The sequence below is a fragment of the Agrobacterium sp. T29 genome, assembly GCF_006970545.1.
Taxonomy (GTDB): Bacteria; Pseudomonadota; Alphaproteobacteria; order Rhizobiales; family Rhizobiaceae; genus Agrobacterium; species Agrobacterium leguminum.
This window is the reverse complement of sequence record NZ_CP040640.1, coordinates 1,287,090-1,310,381: the sequence shown is the minus strand read 5'-3', so window position 1 is coordinate 1,310,381 and position 23,292 is coordinate 1,287,090. Positions and strand designations below refer to the sequence as shown.

At 60.3% G+C, this 23,292-nt stretch carries 22 protein-coding genes; 13 read left to right on the top strand and 9 right to left on the bottom strand.

Features of this window, described 5'->3' with window-relative positions; translation table 11 throughout:
- Positions 1-38: 38 nt before the first annotated feature.
- Positions 39-740, bottom strand: coding sequence for a phosphoglycolate phosphatase (locus FGF54_RS06650; RefSeq protein ID WP_142779252.1), 702 nt, complete (start codon positions 738-740; stop codon positions 39-41).
- A gap of 191 nt (positions 741-931) precedes the next feature.
- On the opposite strand from FGF54_RS06650, the gene rpiA reads away from it, so the two are divergent.
- The 4 genes from rpiA to FGF54_RS06630 all read left to right on the top strand — a co-directional run bounded on the left by rpiA (position 932) and on the right by FGF54_RS06630 (position 5,432).
- A complete protein-coding gene (gene rpiA / locus FGF54_RS06645; protein WP_003524809.1) occupies positions 932-1,627 on the top strand; it encodes a ribose-5-phosphate isomerase RpiA in 696 nt (231 codons plus the stop codon).
- Positions 1,628-1,643: 16 nt separating this feature from the next.
- On the top strand, positions 1,644-2,213 hold the full coding sequence (locus FGF54_RS06640; protein WP_003524811.1) for a DUF2059 domain-containing protein: 570 nt from the start codon (positions 1,644-1,646) through the stop codon (positions 2,211-2,213).
- 208 nt (positions 2,214-2,421) lie between these two features.
- Entirely contained in the window at positions 2,422-3,807 is a 1,386-nt protein-coding gene (gene gor, locus FGF54_RS06635) for a glutathione-disulfide reductase (protein WP_142779251.1), read from the top strand.
- A gap of 248 nt (positions 3,808-4,055) precedes the next feature.
- Positions 4,056-5,432, top strand: a complete 1,377-nt coding sequence (locus FGF54_RS06630) for a class II 3-deoxy-7-phosphoheptulonate synthase (protein WP_142779250.1) — start codon at positions 4,056-4,058, stop codon at positions 5,430-5,432.
- A 66-nt stretch (positions 5,433-5,498) separates the two neighbouring features.
- On the opposite strand, the gene FGF54_RS06625 is transcribed toward FGF54_RS06630, so the two are convergent.
- The 6 genes from FGF54_RS06625 to FGF54_RS06600 all read right to left on the bottom strand — a co-directional run bounded on the left by FGF54_RS06625 (position 5,499) and on the right by FGF54_RS06600 (position 12,136).
- The gene (locus FGF54_RS06625) at positions 5,499-7,238 is read right to left on the bottom strand and encodes a TadG family pilus assembly protein (RefSeq protein ID WP_142779249.1); all 1,740 of its coding nucleotides are present in this window, start codon (positions 7,236-7,238) and stop codon (positions 5,499-5,501) included.
- A gap of 1 nt (position 7,239) precedes the next feature.
- Positions 7,240-7,662: a TadE/TadG family type IV pilus assembly protein gene (locus FGF54_RS06620; RefSeq protein WP_142779248.1), complete on the bottom strand. Its 423-nt coding sequence runs from the start codon at positions 7,660-7,662 to the stop codon at positions 7,240-7,242.
- 137 nt (positions 7,663-7,799) lie between these two features.
- Positions 7,800-8,642, bottom strand: a complete 843-nt coding sequence (radC, locus tag FGF54_RS06615) for a DNA repair protein RadC (protein WP_142779247.1) — start codon at positions 8,640-8,642, stop codon at positions 7,800-7,802.
- 13 nt (positions 8,643-8,655) lie between these two features.
- Complete coding sequence (map, locus tag FGF54_RS06610) at positions 8,656-9,495, bottom strand: type I methionyl aminopeptidase (RefSeq protein WP_142779246.1); 840 nt, start codon at positions 9,493-9,495, stop codon at positions 8,656-8,658.
- A gap of 31 nt (positions 9,496-9,526) precedes the next feature.
- Positions 9,527-10,246, bottom strand: a complete 720-nt coding sequence (sfsA, locus tag FGF54_RS06605; RefSeq protein WP_142779245.1) for a DNA/RNA nuclease SfsA — start codon at positions 10,244-10,246, stop codon at positions 9,527-9,529.
- A gap of 30 nt (positions 10,247-10,276) precedes the next feature.
- The gene (locus tag FGF54_RS06600; RefSeq protein ID WP_142779244.1) at positions 10,277-12,136 is read right to left on the bottom strand and encodes an alpha/beta hydrolase; all 1,860 of its coding nucleotides are present in this window, start codon (positions 12,134-12,136) and stop codon (positions 10,277-10,279) included.
- Positions 12,137-12,161: 25 nt separating this feature from the next.
- Between FGF54_RS06600 and FGF54_RS06595 the strand changes: the two genes are divergently transcribed.
- Entirely contained in the window at positions 12,162-12,701 is a 540-nt protein-coding gene (locus FGF54_RS06595; RefSeq protein ID WP_003524833.1) for a hypothetical protein, read from the top strand.
- Positions 12,702-13,252: 551 nt separating this feature from the next.
- Here the strand turns inward: FGF54_RS06595 and fnrN are convergent.
- Positions 13,253-13,978, bottom strand: coding sequence for a transcriptional regulator FnrN (fnrN, locus tag FGF54_RS06590; protein WP_080851943.1), 726 nt, complete (start codon positions 13,976-13,978; stop codon positions 13,253-13,255).
- Positions 13,979-14,191: 213 nt separating this feature from the next.
- On the opposite strand from fnrN, the gene hemN reads away from it, so the two are divergent.
- From hemN to FGF54_RS06550, 8 genes are all read left to right on the top strand, one after another.
- On the top strand, positions 14,192-15,541 hold the full coding sequence (hemN, locus tag FGF54_RS06585) for an oxygen-independent coproporphyrinogen III oxidase (protein WP_142779243.1): 1,350 nt from the start codon (positions 14,192-14,194) through the stop codon (positions 15,539-15,541).
- Positions 15,542-15,655: 114 nt separating this feature from the next.
- Positions 15,656-15,940: an acyl carrier protein gene (locus FGF54_RS06580; protein WP_003495848.1), complete on the top strand. Its 285-nt coding sequence runs from the start codon at positions 15,656-15,658 to the stop codon at positions 15,938-15,940.
- A gap of 88 nt (positions 15,941-16,028) precedes the next feature.
- Entirely contained in the window at positions 16,029-16,508 is a 480-nt protein-coding gene (locus tag FGF54_RS06575) for a 3-hydroxyacyl-ACP dehydratase FabZ family protein (RefSeq protein ID WP_020810293.1), read from the top strand.
- A gap of 209 nt (positions 16,509-16,717) precedes the next feature.
- On the top strand, positions 16,718-17,914 hold the full coding sequence (locus FGF54_RS06570) for a beta-ketoacyl-ACP synthase (RefSeq protein WP_142779242.1): 1,197 nt from the start codon (positions 16,718-16,720) through the stop codon (positions 17,912-17,914).
- Positions 17,915-17,925: 11 nt separating this feature from the next.
- A complete protein-coding gene (locus FGF54_RS06565; protein WP_059758707.1) occupies positions 17,926-19,209 on the top strand; it encodes a beta-ketoacyl-ACP synthase in 1,284 nt (427 codons plus the stop codon).
- A 157-nt stretch (positions 19,210-19,366) separates the two neighbouring features.
- Positions 19,367-20,395 (top strand): zinc-binding dehydrogenase, encoded by a 1,029-nt coding sequence (locus FGF54_RS06560; protein ID WP_142779241.1) that lies wholly within the window; start codon positions 19,367-19,369, stop codon positions 20,393-20,395.
- Positions 20,396-20,400: 5 nt separating this feature from the next.
- On the top strand, positions 20,401-21,330 hold the full coding sequence (locus tag FGF54_RS06555; RefSeq protein WP_003524846.1) for a lipid A biosynthesis lauroyl acyltransferase: 930 nt from the start codon (positions 20,401-20,403) through the stop codon (positions 21,328-21,330).
- A 267-nt stretch (positions 21,331-21,597) separates the two neighbouring features.
- On the top strand, positions 21,598-22,293 hold the full coding sequence (locus FGF54_RS06550; RefSeq protein WP_020810296.1) for a hypothetical protein: 696 nt from the start codon (positions 21,598-21,600) through the stop codon (positions 22,291-22,293).
- 48 nt (positions 22,294-22,341) lie between these two features.
- Here FGF54_RS06550 and FGF54_RS06545 read toward each other — a convergent pair whose 3' ends face one another.
- Positions 22,342-23,145: a TSUP family transporter gene (locus FGF54_RS06545; protein ID WP_142779240.1), complete on the bottom strand. Its 804-nt coding sequence runs from the start codon at positions 23,143-23,145 to the stop codon at positions 22,342-22,344.
- Positions 23,146-23,292 lie beyond the last annotated feature (147 nt).

Genomic DNA, 23,292 nt, shown 5'->3' with positions numbered 1-23,292 from the left:
CGCCGTTCTCTGGCGCTCTACTTGTCTGGTCCAGCCTCTCAGGCGGCCGCTGCACCCTTCGCAACCAGTTCTTCGAACAGCGCCGGCGTCAATTCAGTGAAATCGTCGATCACCACATCCGGCTCCAATTCAACCATCGGCACATCCGAATAACCGAAAGTGACGCCAATCGACGGGACGGCGGCGTTCCTGGCAGCGAGAATGTCGTTGATGCTGTCGCCGACCATGATGGAGCGCAGGACGTCGCCGCCGGCCTTTTCGATGGTGCCGAGAATATGGCGGGCATCCGGCTTGCGGAAGGAGAAGGTGTCGCCGCAGGTGATGGCGGCGAAATAGCGTGTCAGACCGAGTTCTTCGAGCAGCGGCAGAGCGAGGATTTCAGTCTTGTTGGTGCAGACGGCGAGCGTGATGCCGGCTTCCGAAAGCGCCTCCAGAGTATCGACGATACCGGGATAGGGACGGCTTTCGCCGGGCATTTCGGCGCGGTAATGGGTGATGAAGCGCTCATAGAGCGGCTCGATTTCAGCTTCCGGCAGTTCCGTTTCGCGAAGCGCAAAGGCGCGCTTGATCATCACTCGCGCGCCCTGGCCGACGAGGTGGGTCAGGTCGTCATAGGTGACGGGAGCAAGCCCGGCTGCGGCAATGGTGTGGTTGAGGCTCGAGACCAGATCGGCGGCGGTATCGACCAGCGTGCCGTCGAGATCGAAAATGGCGAGCGGGGAGAGCGGGCGGGATGTCACGGGAACTGGCCTCTCGGGAATGCGTGTAACTGATGGTATCGGTGCTTTCATTCACGCCAAGCCTAGGCAAACGGGCCTGTCTTTGCAACCGCGTCACAACGTTCTGTTCGTTGGCTTGAAAAAGGCTTTCGTTTGGCTTTCGACCCGTGTAAACAGCACGGCGACGACAAAGTTACCGGAGTTTCAGGCACATGGATGCCCGCCAGATGAAGATCAAGGCCGCCGAGGCCGCATTGTCCCACGTACAGGATGGGATGAGGCTCGGTATCGGCACGGGTTCGACGGCCGAGGAATTCGTCAGGCTTCTGGCCGAAAAGGTCGCCGCCGGTCTGAAAGTCGAGGGCGTGCCGACATCCGAGCGCACCGCGCGCCTGTGCGTCGAGCTTGGCGTGCCGCTGAAATCGCTGGATGAATTGCCGGAACTGGATTTGACCATCGACGGCGCTGACGAAGTCGATCATGCGCTGCGTCTCGTCAAGGGCGGCGGCGGCGCGCTGCTGCGCGAAAAGATCGTCGCGGCGGCATCCGCCCGCATGATCGTGATTGCCGACCAGAGCAAGGTGGTGGAGACGCTGGGCGCCTTTCCGCTTCCCATCGAAATCAACCCGTTCGGCCAGGTGGCGACGCGTATCGCCATCGAAAAACTGGCGTCGCGTTCCGGGCTTTCCGGCACGCTGACGATGCGTTCTTCCGGCGACGGCGCCTTCATGACGGATGGCGGACACCTTATCCTCGACGCATCTTTTGGCCGTATTCCTGATGCAGAAGCGCTAGCACGCGAGCTGAACACGATTCCCGGTGTCGTCGAGCACGGACTTTTCATAAATTTGGCATCGCTTGCCATTATCGCGGGTCCTGAAGGCGCCCGCGTGATGCAGGCAGTATAACAGGAGCGAGATTTTCATGGTCAAACTAGCGGGACTGGGCAAAGCTGCCGCTGCTTCGATCCTCATTTCCGGCATCGTGTTCGGTACTGCCGCACGCGCGCAGGAAATTTCGGAAGCGCATATCGCTGCCGCACGGCAGGCGATCACCTCTCTTGGCGTTACCGACCGTTTCGACGACATTCTGCCGGGTCTGGCGGAGCGTCTGAAGGCCGAACTCATTCAGGCTTCGCCGAACGTTCAGGACGCGATCACCGAGACTGTTGACGCGAAGGCTCTTGAGCTTGCGCCGCGCCGCGCCGATCTGGAGCGCGAAGCAGCGCTCACCTATGCGCGCGCCTTCACCGTTGAAGAGCTGAATGCCATTTCCACCTTCTACAGCAGCGAAGCCGGCAAGAAGCTCCTGAAGGACGGCCCGATCGCCACGCGCGAACTGATGAAGGCCGCCGACATCTGGGCCGCCGGCATCAACCGCGACCTCAACGCTTCCAGCATGTCGGAACTGCAGAAGGTTGCCGGCGCCGATCTGAAGCCGCTTCCGGCCGATCAGAACGCCACCGGTGGCGCTCCGGCTGCTCCCAAGCCCTGATTGAACAGGGAGAGCATCGGGCCGGAACGTGTGAAGCGGTTTCCGGAAAATCCGACGCTCGGGCAAAAAGGCCTACCTTCAGAAATATTCAAAGCCCGGCCGCAAGACCGGGCTTTTCATTTGTGCGTCGCAGCACCTATATGTGCCGTGAATGCGCCGCCGCCCGTCTCGAGGCTGACGGCGGCGGTTTTGATCAGGGGTTTTGACTATGACAGCTTATGACTACGATCTTTTCGTCATCGGTGGCGGTTCCGGCGGCGTGCGCAGCGGCCGCGTGGCGGCCTCGCTCGGCAAGCGCGTCGCAATCGCCGAGGAATACCGCTATGGCGGAACCTGCGTCATCCGCGGCTGCGTGCCGAAAAAGCTGTTCGTCTACACCTCGCAATTCTCTGAGCATTTCGAGGATTCCGAAGGATTCGGCTGGAGCGTCGGCGAGCGCAGCTTCGACTGGAAGAAGCTGATTGCGGCCAAGGACAAGGAAATCGCCCGTCTCGAAGGGCTCTACCGCAAGGGTCTGGAAAACGCCAAGGCTGATATTTTCGACAGCCGGGCGGAACTGGTCGACGCCCATACCGTGAAGCTGACGAAAACCGGCGAGACCTTCACCGCCGAGCGCATCGTGATCGCCGTCGGCGGCACGCCGAACGAGCACAGGGCGCTGCCCGGCCATGAGCTGACGATCTCGTCCAACGAGGCTTTCGACCTGGAAGAGCTGCCGAAATCGATCCTGATCGCCGGCGGCGGTTATATCGCGGTGGAATTCGCCAATATCTTCCATGGGCTCGGCGTCGAAACGACCCTGATCTATCGCGGCAAGGAAATCCTGTCGCGTTTCGATCAGGATATGCGCAAGGGTCTGCACGAGGCCATGGAAGCCAAGGGCATCAGGATCCTGCTCGGCGATGTCATCGAAGAAGTGACGAAGGGTGAGGGCGCATTGCAGGCCCGCACCAAGAACCATGGCACGCTTGTCGTCGAGACGGTGATGCTGGCGCTCGGGCGCGATCCGAACACGAAAGGTCTCGGTCTTGAAAACGCCGGTGTGAAGCTCGATGCGCGGGGCGCGATCGTCGTCGACGATTATTCGCGCACGAATGTGCCGAATATCTTTGCGCTGGGCGACGTCACCGACCGGGTACAGCTGACGCCGGTGGCGATTCATGAGGCCATGTGCTTCATCGAAACCGAATACAAGAACAACCCGACCAAGCCGGATCATGAGCTGATCGCGACGGCGGTGTTCTCGCAGCCGGAAATCGGCACCGTCGGTCTTTCGGAAGAGGAAGCCGGCAAGAAATATCCGGAACTGGAAGTTTATCGCGCCCAGTTCCGGCCGATGAAGGCGACGCTGTCCGGCCGTCAGGAAAAGACGATCATGAAGCTGATCGTCAATGCCGCCGACCGCAGGGTCGTCGGCGCGCATATTCTCGGCCATGAGGCGGGCGAGATGGCGCAGCTTCTCGGCATCACGCTGAAAGCCGGCTGCACCAAGGATGATTTCGACCGCACCATGGCGGTTCATCCGACGGCGGCCGAAGAGCTGGTGACGATGTATTCGCCGAGCTATCGCGTCGTGAATGGCGAGCGTGTGTAACGCCGGTACAGGCGTGATATAATCGCCGCCCACATCAGCCTGCCGCCCTTCGAAAGCGAAGTTTTCGAAGGGCGGCGGGGTTGTTAAATCGTTTGAATTGACTTTTGTGCGTCTGGAGCGCTCAAAACGGGCAGAATGAGCCGGATGGCTCAGGGATCGGCTATGCAAAGCCGATGCTTGGAGCTATAAGCCGCTCAATTTTTCGAGGCGGCCGCGCGACGTCGCGCGGGCGAGAAAAGGGTGAGAACATGGCACAGAATTGGACCCCCGGCAGCTGGCGGCAGAAACCGATCCAGCAGGTTCCCGAATATCCGGATGCGGCAGCGCTTGCGGCAACGGAAGCCACGCTTGCGACCTATCCGCCCCTGGTCTTTGCCGGTGAAGCCCGCCGCCTGAAGAAGCAGCTTGCCAATGTGGCGGAAGGCAACGCCTTCCTGCTGCAGGGCGGCGATTGCGCCGAAAGCTTCGCCGAACATGGCGCGGACAATATCCGCGACTTCTTCCGCGCGTTCCTGCAGATGGCCGTTGTGCTCACCTATGGCGCGCAGCTGCCTGTCGTGAAGGTGGGGCGTATTGCCGGCCAGTTCGCCAAGCCGCGCTCTTCCAACGTGGAAGTGCTCGATGGCGTGACGCTGCCGTCCTACCGCGGTGACATCATCAACGGCATCGAATTCAACGAGGCCTCGCGCATTCCGAACCCGGAGCGCCAGCTCGACGCCTACCGCCAGTCGGCCGCGACGCTGAACCTGCTCCGCGCTTTCGCGATGGGCGGTTACGCCAACCTTGAAAACGTTCACCAATGGATGCTCGGCTTCATCAAGGACAGCCCGCAGGCGGACCGTTACCGCAAGCTGGCCGACCGGATTTCCGAAACCATGGACTTCATGAAGGCGATCGGCATCAGCGCGGACAATAATCCGAGCCTGCGTGAGACCGACTTCTTCACCAGCCATGAAGCCCTGCTTCTCGGTTACGAAGAGGCGCTTACCCGCGTCGATTCCACCTCCGGTGACTGGTATGCCACATCCGGCCACATGCTGTGGATCGGCGACCGCACGCGCCAGCTCGACCATGCGCATGTGGAATATTTCCGTGGCATCAAGAACCCGATCGGCCTGAAATGCGGCCCGTCGCTGACGCCCGACAATCTGATCGAGCTGATCGATGCGCTGAACCCGGCGAACGAGGCCGGCCGCCTGACGCTGATTTGCCGTTTCGGCCATGACAAGGTGGCGGACAGCCTGCCGAAGCTCATCCGAGCTGTCGAGAAGGAAGGCCGCAAGGTCGTCTGGTCCTGCGATCCGATGCATGGCAACACGATCACGCTCAACCACTACAAGACGCGTCCGTTCGAGCGCATCCTGTCGGAAGTCGAAAGCTTCTTCCAGATCCACCGCGCCGAAGGCACGCATCCGGGCGGTATCCATATCGAGATGACCGGCAAGGACGTGACGGAATGCACGGGCGGTGCGCGCGCCGTGACGGCGGATTCCCTGTCCGACCGTTACCACACCCATTGCGATCCGCGCCTCAATGCCGATCAGGCTCTGGAACTGGCCTTCCTGCTGTCCGAGCGCATGAAGAGCGGCCGCGATGAGAAGCGTCTGGCAATCGCCAACGCCTGATCTGACACCATAAACAAAAAAGCCGCCGGGAGACCCTCCGGCGGCTTTTTCATGCGCGGTACTGAATTATTGCACCAACGCCGGCTGCTGGCAGCGGACATCCGTGACGCGTACATCGGCTTCGCCGATCTTGACGCCGAGAACCAGAAGCACGTTGTAGAGCAGCTGATCGACCGGAGCGGTGACTGCCGCAAGCGTGTTGGCAAGCGCCGACTGAATGCCCGCCAGACCTCCCAAATCCAGGTTGAGGAAAAGAAGCCTGATATCCAGGTTGAGGTTCTTCAGCAGTGAACTGACAAGAGTGGTGACGGTGTCCTTGGTGGAGACACTCTTGATCTTGGCCTGGGTAATATCGGACTGCGTGAAGGTCAGCTTGGTCTTGGTCATATTGGTGGCATTGATCAGGGCGCTGCCATTGATGGCGAGCAGCGCCGAATCCACGATTGCGGCCTTGGTGACGCGCGGGTCCCTGCCGAAATTGGCAAAGGCCGTGGTATCGACATTGCCAAGGGCGATTTCGACGACGCCGGGAACGACCTCGACATCGACGGTGCCCTGTCCGCCGCCCGTGCAGCGAATATCGGCAAGCCGCGCTTCGGCATGGGCGACTTCCACATAAAGCGGGAGATTGACCTTGAGGCCGGCAATGGCCTGAAGCCCGTCCACCACGACACTGACCGCAAGACGGGTCTGTGCGGTGCGCACCACGGTGCCCTGACCGCCGACGGCGAGCGACGGCGTTTCGACCGGCGGTTCACCGATGGCGAGCGTTGCCTTGACCGAGGCGAGGCCGAGAAGATTGGCGTTGATATTAAGCCCCAGCTGGTTGCCGCCATTGCCCGCCACGGCGGCGGCATTGATGAGATCGAAGACGCCGGCGGTGACCTTGAGGTTTTCGCCCGTACCGATCAGCTTGTCCGAGAATGGGCCGAGATTGAGGATCTCCTCGAGCTTGATCTTGACGTTGCTCTTGTTGACGGTTTTTTGCAGCGTATTCAAAATGTTGACGACCGCCGGCTGCAAGCCTGTGGTTTTCGTCAGCACGTCGAGGAATTTGCCGTAGCTGATTTCCGTCTTCAGAACATCCTTATAGGTGCCGGCGGTGAGGTTGAGATCGACGGCCAGCGCCTCGACGATCTTCAGCGCATTGACATCGGCGGCGAGAAGCGCCTGATAATCCATGAGTTTCAATGAAACCGTGGTGCCGAGCAGACCGCCGAGCAGGCTGTTGAGAATTCCCTCATCGAGGCTGGCGAGCCGCGATCCCACCGAAAATGCCGCGATCCTTTGGGACGAGGCCGTTCCGACCGCCGAGACCTTTGGCGGCTTGGTGAAGGCGGAAGCGAAGAATATCTGGCCCTGTTCGACGATGTTCACCTTTATCGCATTGGTGGGCAGGGCGTTATCGACGAAACGCTGGCCGACCGGGATTGTCGCATCCGGCTCGTAATGACCCTTGATGACCTCGGCATAACCCTTGCTGTTGGCGAATTCATTCAGCGGGTCGAAGGGTTGCAGGCCCTTTTCGGTCAAAAGTCCCTGGGCCGTCCTGACACCGAGATCCATGCCATTGAGAGCGAAATATTGCTGAACCGCCTTTTCGGCGTCCGTGGCGTTGGCTGCCGCCGATATGGCCGCGAGATCGGCGGTCTGCTGCAATTGCCGTTTCTGCAATGTCAGATAACCGTAATCGACGCCGAGCGCCAATATGCCGATGAAGAGCGGTGCGGTGAGCCCCGCCGAAATGGCGATGTTGCCCGTTCTATCCTTGAGGAAGCGGGGAAGCAGGGAATGAATATCTCGCATGTCATGCTCCTCCGATCCGGATGGTGGAAAAACGCCGGATGACCGGCTCGGGCAGGGTGTAGCTGTAGAGGCTCCAGATCGGCAGGTTACGGGCGTCATATTCGACCTTGACCGTGAACTGGTTGGCATTGGCGGGATCGGTGGCGACGTTGACGGTGAAACGCGTCTTGTCCATGAAGGCGTAGCTGAGATCGCTTTTGCTGACGAAATCGCGGGCAAGCTGCTGGCGTTCGGAGGTGTTCAGTCCGGCAACGGCCGTTCTTGCCGCATCGGCGGCGATCTGCTGCACTGAATAGGCGGCCATCAGATAAATGCCGTAGGCGATCATCGTGAGCAGGACGAGAAAGAATATCGGTGCGACGATGGCGAACTCGACAGCAGACGAGCCGGATCTATCGCGAAAGAAACGCACTCCATTAAACATAAAGCACCCCCGTTCCTTCAGGCATCAAGGTTCGATGCCTTGATTTATTATTTTCGGAAATGCTAATTTATAGGTGTTAATTTTGTGTTGATGCCGCCTCTATGGGTTGCAACTCGCGTTAAACTTTCGCGTTTGCTTCAGATCAGCCGAAGGCCTTTGAAGCTGGCGTGGCCATCCTTGCCGATGATGATATGGTCGTGAACGGCGATGCCGAGCGGCTTTGCCGTATCGATGATGGTTTTGGTCATCTCGATATCCGCTCGCGAAGGGGTGGGGTCGCCACTCGGGTGATTGTGAATTAAAATCAACGCTGTAGAGGATAGCTCAAGCGCGCGCCGCACGATTTCGCGCGGGTAGACCGGCGTATGGTCCACGGTTCCCTGACCCTGCACCTCGTCGGCGATCAGGACGTTGCGCTTGTCGAGGAAGAGGATACGGAACTGTTCCCGCGTCTCGTGGGCCATGGCGGCATGGCAATAATCGATGACCGACGACCAGGAGCCGAGAACCTGCTTGTTGCGGATTTCGCTTTTCAGCATGCGCTGGGAAACGGAGGCGACGAGCTTCAGATCAAGCGCCACGGCTTCGCCCACGCCCTTCACTTCCTGCAATAATGCCAAAGGAGCGCCGAGAACGCCGCCAAGGGTTCCGAACCGGGCAAGGAGGGCCTTGGCGATGGGTTTGGTATCGCGCCGCGGGATCAGCCGGAACAGCAGAAGCTCCAGCAACTCGTAATCGGCAAGCGCTGCATCGCCGCCATCGCGGTAACGCGCCCGCAGCCTGTCGCGGTGACCGTGATAATGGGCCGCATCCGCTTCCTGTTCTGAGATGGCTGCGGCCCGCTCGGGTTTCCCGGGCGCATTTCGCGGTTCTGCAAAAAAGCCGCGCTCATCCGCCCCTTCAAAGAGATCGCCTTCGCCCGCCTCAAAGCCTGACGTCGTGGAAAGATCGGCGGAAGGCGAGGCGGGGCGTTTTGCCATAGGCGGTCTGGCCTTATGCGGGGGGAAGCGGCGGCAGGCCCGGACGGTCGAAGCCGCCGGGCGACAGTGTGAAGATTTCGCAGCCGGTGGCCGTGACGCCGACGGCATGTTCATATTGTGCGGAGAGCGACCGGTCGCGCGTTACCGCCGTCCAGCCGTCGGAAAGCACCTTCACATGCGGTTTGCCGAGATTGATCATCGGCTCGATGGTGAAGATCATGCCTTCGCGGATTTCCGGCCCTTCGTCCGGGCGGCCGTAATGCAGGATGTTCGGCGTGTCGTGGAACAGGCGTCCGACGCCATGGCCGCAGAAATCGCGCACGACAGAGCAGCGCTCCGCTTCCGCATAGGCCTGGATCGCCGCGCCGATTGCGCCGGTGCGCACGCCGGGCTTCACCGCCGCGATGCCGCGCAGCAGGCATTCATAGGTCACTTCCATCAGCCGCTCGGCGGCGCGCTTGATCTGGCCGACCGGATACATCCGGCTCGAATCGCCATGCCAGCCATCCAGCACATAGGTCACGTCGATATTGACGATATCGCCTTCGCGCAGCGGCTTCGCATCCGGAATGCCGTGGCAGACGACGTGGTTGATCGAGGTGCAGACGGATTTGGTATAACCGCGATAATTCAGCGTCGCCGGCAGCGCGCCGTGGTCGGCGCCGAATTCGAAGACGAAACGATCGATGGCGTCGGTCGTCACGCCCGGCTTGACGATTGCGGCGAGTTCATCGAGGCAGCGCGCCGTCAGCTGGCACGCCTTGCGCATCCCGTCGAAGTCCTCAGGGGTATAGAGGCGGATGACGCCGGTATTCTTGAGGGGGGCGGAGGCTGCGTCGATATAGGTGACCATCTTGGTGCTTTCTGTCTCTTTACGTCCCTGTTCATAAAACAGCCGGACGCCATTCGTCCATCTTAACCGTTCCGCTGACCGAAATTTGTGCCGGGGAGACCATGCATTTCACCGCATAGGCCTCCACGCCGCGCATCATGGCTCGCTGAAACGCCAGCGCATAGACGGGATCGAGATCGTCGCAGATGCGCATTCGGTCGCAATCGTCGCGCTGGATGAGATAGAGCATCACCGAACGGTAACCTGCTTCCGCGGCGTCACCCAGTTCTTCGAGATGTTTCGCGCCGCGTTTGGTGGCGGTGTCAGGGAATTCGGCCAGACCTTTTTCGCGCATGAAATGCACGTTCTTCACTTCCACATAGGCATCCGGCCGGCCGGGTTCCGACAGCAGGAAATCGATGCGGGAATTGCGGCCGTATTTCTGTTCGCGCCGGATCGTCGAATAGCCGCCGAGTTCCGGAATACGGCCGTTCAGGATCGCTTCTTCCGCCAGCCGGTTCGGCATGCCGGTATTGATGCCGACCGTGGTGCCATCGGCCTCGACCATTTCCAGCATGTGCCGGTACTTGCGGGTCGGGCTGTCATGTTCCGACAGCCATATGCGGGAGCCCGGAGCCGTAAGCCCGCGCATGGAGCCGGTATTGGGGCAAGAGCCGGTGATCGCGGTGCCGTCTTCCAGAACGGCATCGAACAGGAAGCGCTTGTAGCGGGAAATCAGCGTGGCGGGAGTAAGCGGGGGTGTGAAGAACATGTGGCCTGAAAGGTGAGAAATGATGGAGGGTCAGGAGAGGACGTAGGTTCCCGGCGCATCGCCGAGCACGGGGCGCTTGCCGTCCTCCGGTTTTCGCGCCTTTATCTTCTCGCCATCCTGGCTTTCGATCCAGTTCTGCCAGTGCACCCACCAGGAGCCCTTATGGGCGGTAGCGGCGGCCTGCCAGCCGTCGAAGTCTCCGGCCGGTGACGGGCCTGTCCAATATTGGTATTTTTCGAGCTGCGGCGGATTGATGACGCCGGCTATGTGGCCGGATGCGCCGAGTACGAATTCCACAGGCCCGCCGAACAGCGCAGCACCCGTGAAGACCGATTTCGCCGGGGCGATATGGTCGTCGCGGGTGGCGAGGTCATAGACGGGGATTTTGATGTCGCCGAGATTGATCCGCTTGCCGGCGACCCGCATCAGCCCGCGGGCGAGATTGTTCTCGAGGTAACAATTGCGCAGATAAAAAGAGTGGCTGGCGGCCGTCACCCGCGTCGAATCGGAGTTCCAGTAGAGCAGGTCGAAGGGCAGGGGCTCGGCGCCGCGCAGGTAATTGTCGACCACATAGGGCCAGATGAGATCGGAGGCGCGCAGCATGTTGAAGACGGTCGCCATGATCGAGCCGTCGAGATAACCGACCGCCTGCATATGCTTGTCCAGCGCGGCAAGCTGGCCTTCGTCTATGAAGACCTTGAGATCGCCGGCATGGATGAAATCGGTCTGGGCGGCCAGCAGTGTGGCGCTGCGGATGCGCTCATCGCCTTGCTGCGCATGCAGCGCCAGCGCCGAGGATAAAAGCGTGCCGCCGACGCAATAACCGATGGCGTTGATTTCTTTTTCGCCGGTCCGCTCCTCGATGGTATCCAGCGCAAAATCGATGCCTTCCCGGACGTAATCATCCCAGCCCTTGTCGGCGAGGCGGGCATCCGGGTTGATCCAGGAGACCATGAAGACGCTGTGGCCCTGCTCGAGGCACCAGCCGACGAAGGATTTCTGTGGGTTGAGATCGAGGATGTAGAATTTGTTGATCCATGGCGGCACGATCAGCAAAGGCCGTTTGAAGGCCTTCTGCGTCGTCGGCGCATAATGGATGATTTCGCAGAGCGGGCTTTTCGCCACCACTTTGCCCGGCGTGACGGCGATATTCTGGCCGATGACGAATTTGCTGTAATCGGTCTGGCGCAGTTTCAGGTGGCCGTTGCCGGCCGCGACATCTTCCGCCAGCTGCGCCATGCCCTTGACGAGATTGGCGCCGCTGGAGGCGACCGTTTCGCGGAAGACCTGCGGATTGGTGAAGACGAAATTGGCCGGCGAAAGGGCCTCCGTCACCTGGCGCATGTAAAACAGCGCCTTGGTGCGGGTATGTTCGTCCAGCCCGTCTGCCTCCGTCACCATCCGGTCGGCGAAACCGACGGTGGTCTGGTAGGCCTTCAGGAGAAAATCGAAGAACGGATTAGCCTGCCAGTCGGCATCGGCAAAACGCCTGTTCCTGCGTTCCGCAGGGCCGCTTTCGGCGGGTTTTTCCGGGGCCGAATCGGCATCGCCGGAAAACTGCGCCACCGATTTCGCCCAGAGATCGTAATAGCTGGAAAGCAGATGGGTCTGCGCCTCAAGTGAGCGCTTCGGTTCGGCCATCCAGTATTCGGCGACATCGGAGAGCGTCTTGACGAGATCGGTTACCGGATCGGCGCTGGTCTGGGGAATCTCACCGCGTTCGCGCGGCGCCAGCCACTCGGATGCGGCCTTGCCGAGATTTTCGAGCGCACGGGCGATGTTGATCGCGAAGGTTTCCGGGTCGCGGATCAGGTAGGCCTCGGCGGAGCTGGCGTCGAAGCCGGGCGTTTTGCCGCCCTTTTTCGCGTCCCCGCCGTCAACACCTGCCATGCACCATCCTCCACCAAATTTGTGTTTGCACATTCTGCATGAAAACGAATACAAGTTCCACCAGCAAGGGGAGGCCGCAAAGGGCCGAACCGTGGTCGAATTCGATATCGGCAGATATCCTTACAGGCGGAACATGACGATGGGCAAGCACATGGGCACATGGGGAACATATGCGGAAAATGCGGCAAGAATCGCTGTGCTTTCGCTCTCCGGCGCAATGCTCGCCGCCACACTTGCCGCCTGCAAGGCTCCGGAGCCGATCGTCGCGCCCGCCCATATGCGCCGCCCGACGGCCGAAATCGTCGGCCCGCGCCCGGTCAGCGACACTGCGGTTAGCCAGAAGCGCGACACCGGCACCTATCCCACCTTCTCGCAGCCGCTGACGGCCGCTGGCACCCAGATGGGCGAAGATGAGGCCTCCACCATGGAATCGAGCCTGTCGCGCCTCGGTGCGGCACGGCGCAACGGCCAGATTTCGGAAGCCGAATACAAGCGCCGCGTGGCGGAGCTGCGGGCGCTTGCCGAAAACCAGAAGCCGGTTGCGACACCTGCCGCCTCGCAGTGAGATCACGCCGCGCAGTTTGCGCGGTCTCAGCGACTGGCCAGATTATCTTTGATTGACGAAACATGCACCCAAACGGGGAATTCCCTATGGAGCGAGCGGGTGCGCCCCGTTTCTTCTCCCCGCCGGGGAGAAGTCCGCGGCAGCGGGATGAGGGGGCAAGCTCTCCGTATATCTTTGCGCTAGCCCCCTCATCCGACCCTTCGGGCCACCTTCTCCCCGGCGGGGAGAAGAAACAAGCGGGGATGCCGAACTTGCTACAGCGACAATCACGGCTGAAGGTCCTGTCGGCCCGGCAATCATAACCCCTTCTTTACCCTGCCTCTGAACCTTCCGCTTACCCAAGATGTTAAGCGGATGGATGCGGTTTGCCGCTTATGATGCGGCCATAACAAACAGGCCGCTGAAAAAGCGGGGCACGGGGTGAAATATCATGAAATGCATCGCCGCTTTGCTGGTTCTTGCCGGTTTTGCGCTCGCACCCGCTCAGGCGCGGGCGCCGCACATCAATTTCGGGACACCTGCACTTCAGGGGCAGTGAGAGGCAAATTCCGTCAGTCGTTGCCGGCGGCTTCGCTCAGCACGTCGAGATCGGGCACGGTGATATGGCGATTGTTCTCGATGCGGATAATGCCTTCCTTGCGCAGCTTGGTCATTTGCCGGCTAACGGTCTCGATGGTGAGCCCGAGGAAATCGGCGATATCGGCGCGTGAAAGCGGCAGGTCGAAGCAGGATTTGTCGTCGTTTTCCGGGTCGATATGGGTGGCGATCATATAAAGGAAGCTGGCAACCTTTTCCTGCGCCGATTTGCGCCCCAGCGTCAGCATCCAGTCGCGCGCCTCGTCCAGTTCCTTGAGGGACTGGTTGTGGAGCTTGCGTTCCATATCGGGCACTTCGGAAACCATCCGGTCGACGACGCGGCGCGGGAAGAGACAAATCTCCACATCGGTTGCGGCTTCCGCCGTCATCTTGCTTTCCGCCATGAAGGGGCGGCCGAGAAAGTCCGGTGCGAATTGCAGGCCGACGATCTGCTGGCGGCCATCCGACATCATTTTCGACAGCTTCACCACGCCGTTCAGGATATTGCCGTAGGAGGTGACGAGTTCGCCCTGGCCAAGAAGCTCGTTGCCCGCTTCCAGTTTCTTGCGGCTGGAATGGCGGTTCAGCTCGCAAAGCTGCTGCGGCGTCAGGCTGCTGCAAAGCCCGCCATGGCGCGCCTCGCAGGAGCGACAAACGACGGGTTCTTCCGAATTGTGGATGGTCTTCTGCAGCGTGTCCATAAGCCTTTTCCAATGCTGGCTTTTTCAGGACGATTGCGACCGTGGGTGTCAAATCCGGTCTCATGCAAGGCTTTCGCCACGTAGCCGTCGCCCCTGCGTCTACTTTAGCAAGAACTTACGGTGCAATTTGATTGAAGTCAAAGTTGCAAACTGTCGCAGCCGTTACTGAAAGAGAGGAAATCGACATTTTCTTGATAAAAGGCAAATCGGGCGATGAATACCGAACTTCTTCACAAATATTCGGGTGCAGTGCCGCGTTACACGAGCTATCCGACCGCGCCGCATTTCCACGAGGGAATCGATAATGGCGCCTATCGCCGCTGGCTCGGCGCGCTCGGTCACAGGAATCGCCTGTCGCTTTACCTGCATATTCCCTATTGCGACCGGCTGTGCTGGTTCTGCGCCTGCCACACCAAGCACACGCTGAAATACGAGCCGATTGCCGTTTATCTTGAAGCACTTAAGCAGGAGATCGAGGCCGTCGGCGCACTTGTTTCGCCGGATGCGGTGGTGAGTGCCGTGCATTTCGGCGGCGGCTCGCCCACCATGTTGAAGCCGGAGGACATGCAGAGCCTGATGGACTGTCTGCGGCGTCATTTCACCTTCGGCCTCGCACCCGAGATCAGCGTCGAGATGGACCCCAACGATCTGGATGACAGCCGCTACGATGCGCTTGCCGCCATCGGCATGTCGCGGGCGAGCCTCGGGGTTCAGGACTTCGATGACAAAGTGCAAAAAAGCATCAACCGCATCCAGTCCTTCGAACAGACGAAATCCGTTGTGGATGCGGTGCGGGCGAGGGGCGTTCACTCGGTCAATTGCGACATTCTTTATGGGTTGCCGTTCCAGACCTGCGGGACATTGGAAAAGACGGTGAACCAGATCGTATCGCTCGACCCCGATCGCATCGCGCTTTTCGGTTATGCGCATGTTCCGTGGATGAAAAAACACCAGTCGCTGATCCCGGAGCATGCCCTGCCGGATATTGCCGAGCGCTACCGCCAGATGACGATGGCGGCGGAGATGCTGAAACAGGCGGGTTACGAGGCCATCGGTATCGATCATTTCGCCAAGCCGACCGATACATTATGTCAGGCCGCCGAAGCGGGCGCCCTGCGGCGGAATTTTCAGGGCTATACGACCGACACGGCCGATGCGCTGATCGGGCTTGGCGCATCGTCCATCGGCAGGCTGCCGCAGGGTTATGTGCAGAACATGGTGGCGACGGGGGAATATCAGCGGATGGTGGGCGAGGGCGGTCTTGCCGCCGTCAAGGGCATAGAGTTGTCGCAGGACGATCATCTGCGCTCGCATGTCATCGAAAGGCTGATGTGCGATTTCGCTATCGATCTTTCGCAGTTGCAGCACCGTTTCGGCAAGGCGAGCCATTCCGTGAGAGCCCAGGCGCAGCATTTTGCCGCAAGCGACAGGGACGGCGTGGTGCGGATGGACGCCGATATTTTTGCGGTGACGGAGGCTGGAAAGCCCTTCGTGCGTAACATCGCGGCAATCTTCGACGCCTATCTCGGCAATGGACGCGGCCGTCATTCGGTTGCTGTTTAGGCAACAGTTTTGGGGCAAATTTCAAAGTTACGTCACGAAACCATTGGCTTTTTTGTGCGACTTGCCTATGTGGTGCGTCAGACAGGATAATTCATACGAACGACAATAAGGATTATGGGCGTGACAGCTACATTCGACAAGGTTGCCGACATTATCGCCGAAACCAGCGAAATCGACCGCGAAACCATTACGCCGGAGAGCCACACGATCGACGATCTGGGCATCGACAGCCTCGACTTTCTTGATATCGTTTTCGCGATCGACAAGGAATTCGGCATCAAGATTCCGCTCGAGCAGTGGACGCAGGAAGTCAACGAAGGCAAGGTTTCCACCGAAGAATATTTCGTGCTGAAGAACCTTTGCGCCAAGATCGACGAATTGCGCGCAGCCAAGGGCTGATGTGACAATGCCCGCTTGCAGCGGGCATTTTCTTTTGATGCCGCCTGCGGGCAAACCATGACTAACCGACCAGAGACGGGCCGGACGAATGCTGCTTGAATATTTTCAGATGATCGACAAGGTCGAGGCCGTGGACATGACGACGCGCACGTTGAAGGCGCAGTCAGTCGTTCCCGACAAAAGCCCGGTTTTCGAAGGCCACTTTCCCGGCATGCCGCTGGTTCCGGGCGTGCTTCTGATCGAGACCATGGCGCAGGCTTCCGGCATGCTGGTTCTGGCGTTTTCCGATTTTGCCTCCATGCCGTTCCTGATGTCGGTCGACGGCGCCAAGATGCGCACCTTCGTGGAGCCGGGCGCGGTTCTCGACATCGAGGCGGTGCTGGAGCATGACGGTTCCGGCTTTGCCGTTACCAAGGCGAAGATCACCTCGGATGGCAAGAAGGTCTGCGACGCGCAGCTTAAGCTCAGGACCATGCCCTTCAGCGAAATCCCGCTTGGGCCTATCGTCAAGAAGCGGGCCGAGGAAGTCGGCCTGATGGCGGCGATTGCCGCGGATGCGCAGAAATAAGCGTTTCCGTCCGTTTCGAAGGAGAGCGTTTTTCCCGCCGGCCCGGTTTTTGAGCACGAAAATCGTGGGCTCGCGACGGCGGATCAGGCCTTCACCATTGCCAATCCGCATCGCGCGCTTTATTCCGCAACGCATGAAGTGGTTGTTCGCGACCGCTGTTGGATAGCCGTGACCGTTTCGACGGGGCCGGCTGCAAAGGATGACAGACGATGAAATCTGACAATGATGTGGTGATAACAGGGGTCGGCATCGTGACCTGTCACGGCGTCGGCAGCCAGGCGCATGTGGCGCTTCTTTCTGGAACCGCCGTGCCGGAGCCGGTGGTCGAGACCGAAAAGTTCAAGCCCTATCCGGTCCATCCCATGCCGGAGATCGACTGGTCCGCGCAGATCGCCAAGCGCGGCGACCAGCGCCAGATGGAAAACTGGCAGCGCCTCGGCGTTTTCGCCGCCGGTCTCGCACTCGACGATGCCGGGCTGAAGGAAGATGCCGAAGCCTGCGCCACCATGGACATGATCGTTGCCGCCGGCGGCGGCGAGCGCGACATCAATGTCGATACGCTGATCGTCGACGAGGCGCTGAAGCGCAATGACCGCGAAAAGCTGCTCAACGAGAAGCTGACGACGGAGCTGCGCCCGACGCTGTTTCTCGCCCAGCTTTCCAATCTGATGGCCGGCAATATTTCCATCGTGCACAAGGTCACCGGCTCTTCCCGCACCTTCATGGGCGAGGAAGCGGCCGGCATTTCCGCCGTTGAAACCGCATTTCACCGCATCCGCTCCGGCGAATCGAGCCATGCGCTGGTGGGCGGCGCTTTCTCGGCGGAACGTCCCGACATGATCCTGCTGTTTGAAGCCATCGGCGCGCATGCGCAGGGCGGCTGGCAGCCGCTGTGGTCGCGCCAAGGCCAGGAAGGCGGCGGCATGGTTTCCGGTTCGCTCGGAGCCTTCCTGGTGCTGGAATCGCGCAAGCACGCCAGCGAGCGCGGCGCGCGCATTTATGCCCGCATCGACGCCATCGAGGGCGACCGCGGCAGCCGTGACGAAGGCAAGATGGAAAAGCGCATGGAGCGGCTGCTTGCACCCGCCAAGGACAGTGCGGCGACCGTCGTATTCTCCGGTGCGAGCGGTTATGACGGCGTGACGGCCCGCGAGAAGGATATTCTCGAAAAGGCCCTGCCGAATGCCGTCATTCGCGGTTTTGGCGGCGTCACCGGTCATGGGCTGGAAGCACAGTTCCCGCTCGGGTTGGCGCTTGCCGCGCTGACGCTTGAAAGCGGCGCGAAGGTGCCTATCTTCGATGCGGCTGAGGAAAAGCCCATGGGCGAGGCGGCCAGCGAAGCCGTCGTCACCACCGTCGGCCATGTGCGCGGCGAAGGTGTCGCCGTTCTGTCCCGCGACGTTTGAGGAGAAAGACCATGACTTCCAATTTCAGGGATCATCTCGGTCGTCCCATCGTCGCCGTCACCGGCATGGGCATCATCACGTCGCTCGGGCAGGGGCTTGCCGATAACTGGGCGGCGCTGACTTCGGGCAAATCGGGCATCCACAAGATCACCCGTTTCCCGACTGAGGGGCTTTCGACCCGCATCAGCGGCACGGTGGATTTCATCGATATCCCGGTTCCGAATTCCGTCGAGCGTTCCTATGCCTTCGCGCGCGAAACCACCATCGAGGCTCTGGCGCAGGCCGGTATCTCCGGCGATTTCGACGGCCCGCTGTTTCTCGCAGCGCCGCCTATCGAGCCGGAATGGAGCGCCCGTTTCGAGCTTGCCGACCGGTCTCCGCCGGCTGCCCAGCCGGGTGACGCCTATGAACGGTTCCTGACGGCCTTCCGCCAGCGTCCCGACCCGGCATTCCAGGAAGCCGCCCTGTTCGGCGCGATTTCCGAGCGTCTTTCCGACCGTTTTGGCACGCGCGGCCTACCTGTCACGCTGTCTACGGCCTGTGCATCGGGCGCGACCGCGATCCAGCTCGGCGTCGAGGCGATCCGCCAGGGACGCACCGAGCGGGCGCTGACGGTTGCGACCGACGGTTCGGTCAGCGCCGAGGCGCTCATTCGTTTCTCGCTTCTCTCCGCGCTTTCGACCCAGAACGACCCGCCGGAAAAGGCCTCCAAGCCGTTCAGCAAGGACCGCGACGGTTTCGTGATCGCCGAAGGTGCGGCCACACTGGTGCTGGAATCGCTCGAAGCCGCGGTTGCGCGCGGTGCGAAGGTGCTCGGCATCATCAAGGGTGCGGGCGAGAAGGCCGATAGCTTCCACCGCACGCGGTCTTCGCCCGATGGCGGCCCGGCAATTGCGACAATCCGCGCGGCATTGGCCGATGCGGGCGTGGCCGAAAGCGATATCGGTTACATCAACGCCCACGGCACCTCGACGCCTGAGAACGACAAGATGGAATATGGCTCCATGCTCGCCGTCTTCGGCGAGGGTCTGAAGAATATTCCGCTGTCGTCCAACAAGTCGATGATCGGCCATACGCTCACCGCCGCCGGCGCCGTGGAAGCGGTGTTCTCGCTGCAGACCATGTTGACCGGCACGCTGCCGCCGACGATCAACTACAACAATCCCGATCCGACCATCACGCTCGACGTGGTGCCGAATGTGAAGCGGGATGCTCAGGTAAGCGCGGTTCTGTCCAACTCCTTCGGGTTCGGCGGGCAGAATGCAAGCCTTGTCATGACGCGGGAACCGGCTTAACCGGTTTCGCCATCAACAGGAGCGTTTCCGCGGCAATTGCGGAAACGCTCTCGCTTCTTTGATTACGCATTCCGGCCGCAAAACGGTTACAGAGTTTTGCGGGAATAGCTTTTAGATAACGCCCCCAGATAAACGCCCCTGGGCGAAGGACTGATACATGCGCGCTCTTCAACTCGTGGACGACCGGAAGCTCGAAAAAGTGGACCTGCCCGAACCGGATGCGCCGGCGCCGGGCGAGGTGACGCTGCGCGTCAAGGCGGTTGCGCTCAACCACATCGACGTATGGGGCTGGCGCGGCATGGCTTTCGCCAAGCGCAAGATGCCGCTGACCATCGGTGCCGAGGCTTCGGGCGTGGTCGAAGCCATCGGTCCGGGCGTTTCGAACGTGCTGCCCGGCCAACTCGTGTCGATCTACGGCGCGCGCACCTGCGGGCTGTGCAAGCCGTGTCGCGAAGGCCGTGACAATCTGTGCGAACATGTTCAGGGCGTGCACGGTTTCCATCTCGACGGTTTCGCGCAGGAAAAGATCAATATTCCCGCCCGCCAGCTTGTGCCGGCACCGCATGGCGTCGATGCCGTTGCTGCGGCTCTCGCACCGGTGACCTTCGGCACCGTTGAGCACATGCTGTTCGACAATGCCAGGCTGGAATCCGGCGAAACCATTCTCATCCATGCCGGCGGTTCCGGCATCGGCACGGCGGCGATCCAGCTTGCCAAGAAGATGGGCTGCACCGTCATCACCACTGTCGGTTCCGACGACAAGATCGAACGGGCGAAGGCGCTGGGCGCCGACCACGTCATCAACTATCGGACCGACCGTTTCGAAGGCGTCGTGCGCAAGCTGACGAAAAAGAAGGGCGTCGACGTCGTGTTCGAACATGTCGGCAAGGACACCTGGGCTGGTTCGATGTTCTCGCTGAAGCGCGGTGGCCGTCTCGTTACCTGCGGCTCCACCTCGGGCGTCTCCACCGATATCAACCTGATGATGCTGTTCCAGCAGCAGCTGAAACTGCTCGGCTCTTTCGGCTGCCGCATGGAAAACATGGCCAACGCCATGCAGAAGATGGCGCGCGGCATCGTTCATCCCGTCATCGACACCGAAGTGACCTTCGACGATATCGACCGGGCGCTGGAGCGCATGGAGACACGCCAGGTATTCGGCAAAATCGTGCTGCGGATGGACTGAGCATCTTGAAGCTTTTCCTGACACGGATTGTCCTGAAACTGGACCACTTCCGGCAGTGGCTGATTGCGACATTCGCCTTCGGCCTTCTCAACCTGCTGAAGCTTTTTCCCGCCGATGCGGGCATTCGCGCCGCCGACCGGCTGGCGCGCTGGGTGGGGCCGAAAACCGGCCGCCACAAGCTGATGCTCCATAATCTGGCGCGCGCCTTTCCGGAGAAATCCGAGGAGGAGCGGCTTGAGATCGCCATGGACAGCTGGGCCAATATGGGCCGGCTTGCGGCGGAATATGTGTTTCTCGACCGGCTGTTCGATTTCGATCCGGAAAAGAACGAACCGGGCCGCATCGAGGTCGAGGGCATCCCCACCTTCCTCGAGCTGCGCGACAATCCGCGGCCCTTCATCGTCTTTACCGCCCATAGCGGCAATTTCGAATTGCTGCCGGTGGCCGGCTCGGCTTTCGGTCTCGATGTAACGGTGCTGTTCCGTCCGCCGAACAATCCATTCGTGGCCGACAAGGTGTTCAATTTCCGCAAGGAACGCATGGGCAATCTCGTGCCGTCGCACGCCGGTTCCTCTTTCGCGCTTGCGCGGCAGCTGGAAAAGGGCGGCGGTGTCGGCGTGCTCGTCGACCAGAAGTTCGGCAAGGGTCTGACGACGAAGTTCTTCGGCCTTGAAGTCCGCACCAATCCGCTGCTTGCCAAGCTGGTGCGGCAGTTCAACTGCGATGTCTATCCGGCCCGTTGCGTGCGTCTTCCCGACAATCGCTACAGGCTGGAAATAGAGCCCAAGGTTGAAATTCCGCGCGATGAGAAGGGCAATGTCGACATTCAGGCGACGGCGCAGCTTCTGAACGACAAGGTGGAAAGCTGGGTGCGCGAATACCCCGGACAATGGCTGTGGTATCACGACCGCTGGGACGTGAAGCACCAGATTTGAGGGGCCGGATTTTCCGCGATTTTCACGAAATTCGGCCGGGAAACCGTGCGTTTCGGTGTTTTTCCATATTAGCGGAACCTCATTTTTCGTTCATGGATTATCGAAATTGAAAAATTGGCGGCTGCTGTGATATTTTGGACAACAATCCTCGCGGCGTTCCTGCGTTTCGTTACGTCATTTTTAAGCGCAAAGACGCTATAATCAGGGGGCAAAGGGTTAATCCGTTCGCATTGGGAACCGGGTTATGCCCGTTCAGGGAGAGTTGGGTTGAAAGATTTGATTGAGTTGTTCTGGCTGCGTTATACGGAACTGCAATCTGCCGTTGGTAAAAACGAAGCCGACAAGATCGCAGTGCTGGAGCGTGAACTGGAGCAGCTTCTCGAGCGGGTCGTCGGGCGTCAGACTGAAAACTCCGAGGATATTCGCGAACAGTTCCGTTTCGCCATCGACCTACTGAACCACGAGGCGGAGGATCTCGGCTGCGTGCAGCGTAATTCCGAGCTTCTGAGAACCCTGGTCGACCGTTATGTCGGCATGCCGCCCAAGGCCAAGGTCATCGGTGACGAGGACGAGGACACCCTGGAATGGCATCATCGCCATCTGATCCTCGATGAGGACATGCTCAACGATCTGGACGAGCCGGTGGTCATCGTTTCTCCCGGCTACCGCGTGTCCTTTGCCAATGCGCTTGACGCTTTCCAGCGCAATGCGCCGGAAGGGCTCGTCGGCTGCCATATTGCCGAACTCGTCGGCGTCCACCGCTTCCAGAACGACCTTCGGGAAAAACTCGACAATTGCTTCAAGGGCGATACGTCGAAATATACCTATGCGGAAGATCAGAACGGCCGGACGATCGTGAAATCGCTGGAAATGTCCCCCTGCTATTCCTCCGCCTACAAGCTCGTGGGCGCCATGGTGGTGATCCGGGAAATTGCCGATCGCAGACGTCGCGCCACGGCGTGACGTCACCACTGGTCTCTGACGACACTCTCCCGGCTTTGCCTTTTCCGGCTATTTCGGGAAAATGGTTTCCCATATCGCGGTGATGGACCATGCGGATGATGCATCCGCAAGGAGCTTCGTCGCCATGGCCAGGCAGGAAAGCACCAGCAGCGGGCGGATGATCTTCGCACCGTTCTTCATGGCGAAGCGGGAGCCGATCTGTGCGCCTATGAACTGGCCGACGCCCATGGCGAGGCCGAGTTTCCACAAAACCGCACCACCTATCGCAAACACAACGAAACCGCCGAAGTTCGAGCCGAGGTTCAGAAGCTTGGTGTGGGCGGTTGCCTTCAACATGCCGAAACCGGCAAGCGCCACGAAAGCAAGCATGTAGAAGGATCCCGCGCCGGGGCCGAAAACGCCGTCGTAGAAGCCCACCAGCGGCGCGACGGTGAAGCCGAACACGAAGGGTGTGATGCGGCGGTGGCTGTCGATATCGCTGAGCTGGGGCTTGAAGGCGAAATAGATCGCAATCGCGATCAGCAGGAACGGCATGATGGTGCGCAGCAGGTCGGACGGCACGAAGGCGGCGGTGACCGCGCCGAGCCCGCCGCCAAGCATGGCCATGACGGCCATGGGCAATTGTTCCCTCAGATTGACATGGCCGCGCCGGGCATAGGCGATGGTGGCGGAGGCAGAGCCGAACTGCGATTGCAGCTTGTTGGTGCCGAGCGTATCGAGCGGTGCAATGCCCATGATCAGCATCGCCGGAATGGTGATGAGACCGCCACCACCGGCGATGGAATCGATAAAGCCGGCAAAGATGGCGACGCAGAAAAGGACGAGAAAAACGTTGAGGGCGATGTCTTGCACTGGGGATGTCCGGGCAGGCGGCGGGAGAGGGCTTCTTCTTTCACTGAAAAGACCGCCACGCAATATTTTTCTGCATGATATGCCGCCTGCGGGGGGATTGCGGTGTTGCCGCTTATCGTTATGTTTCCGTGGCGCGTCGCCGGCAGA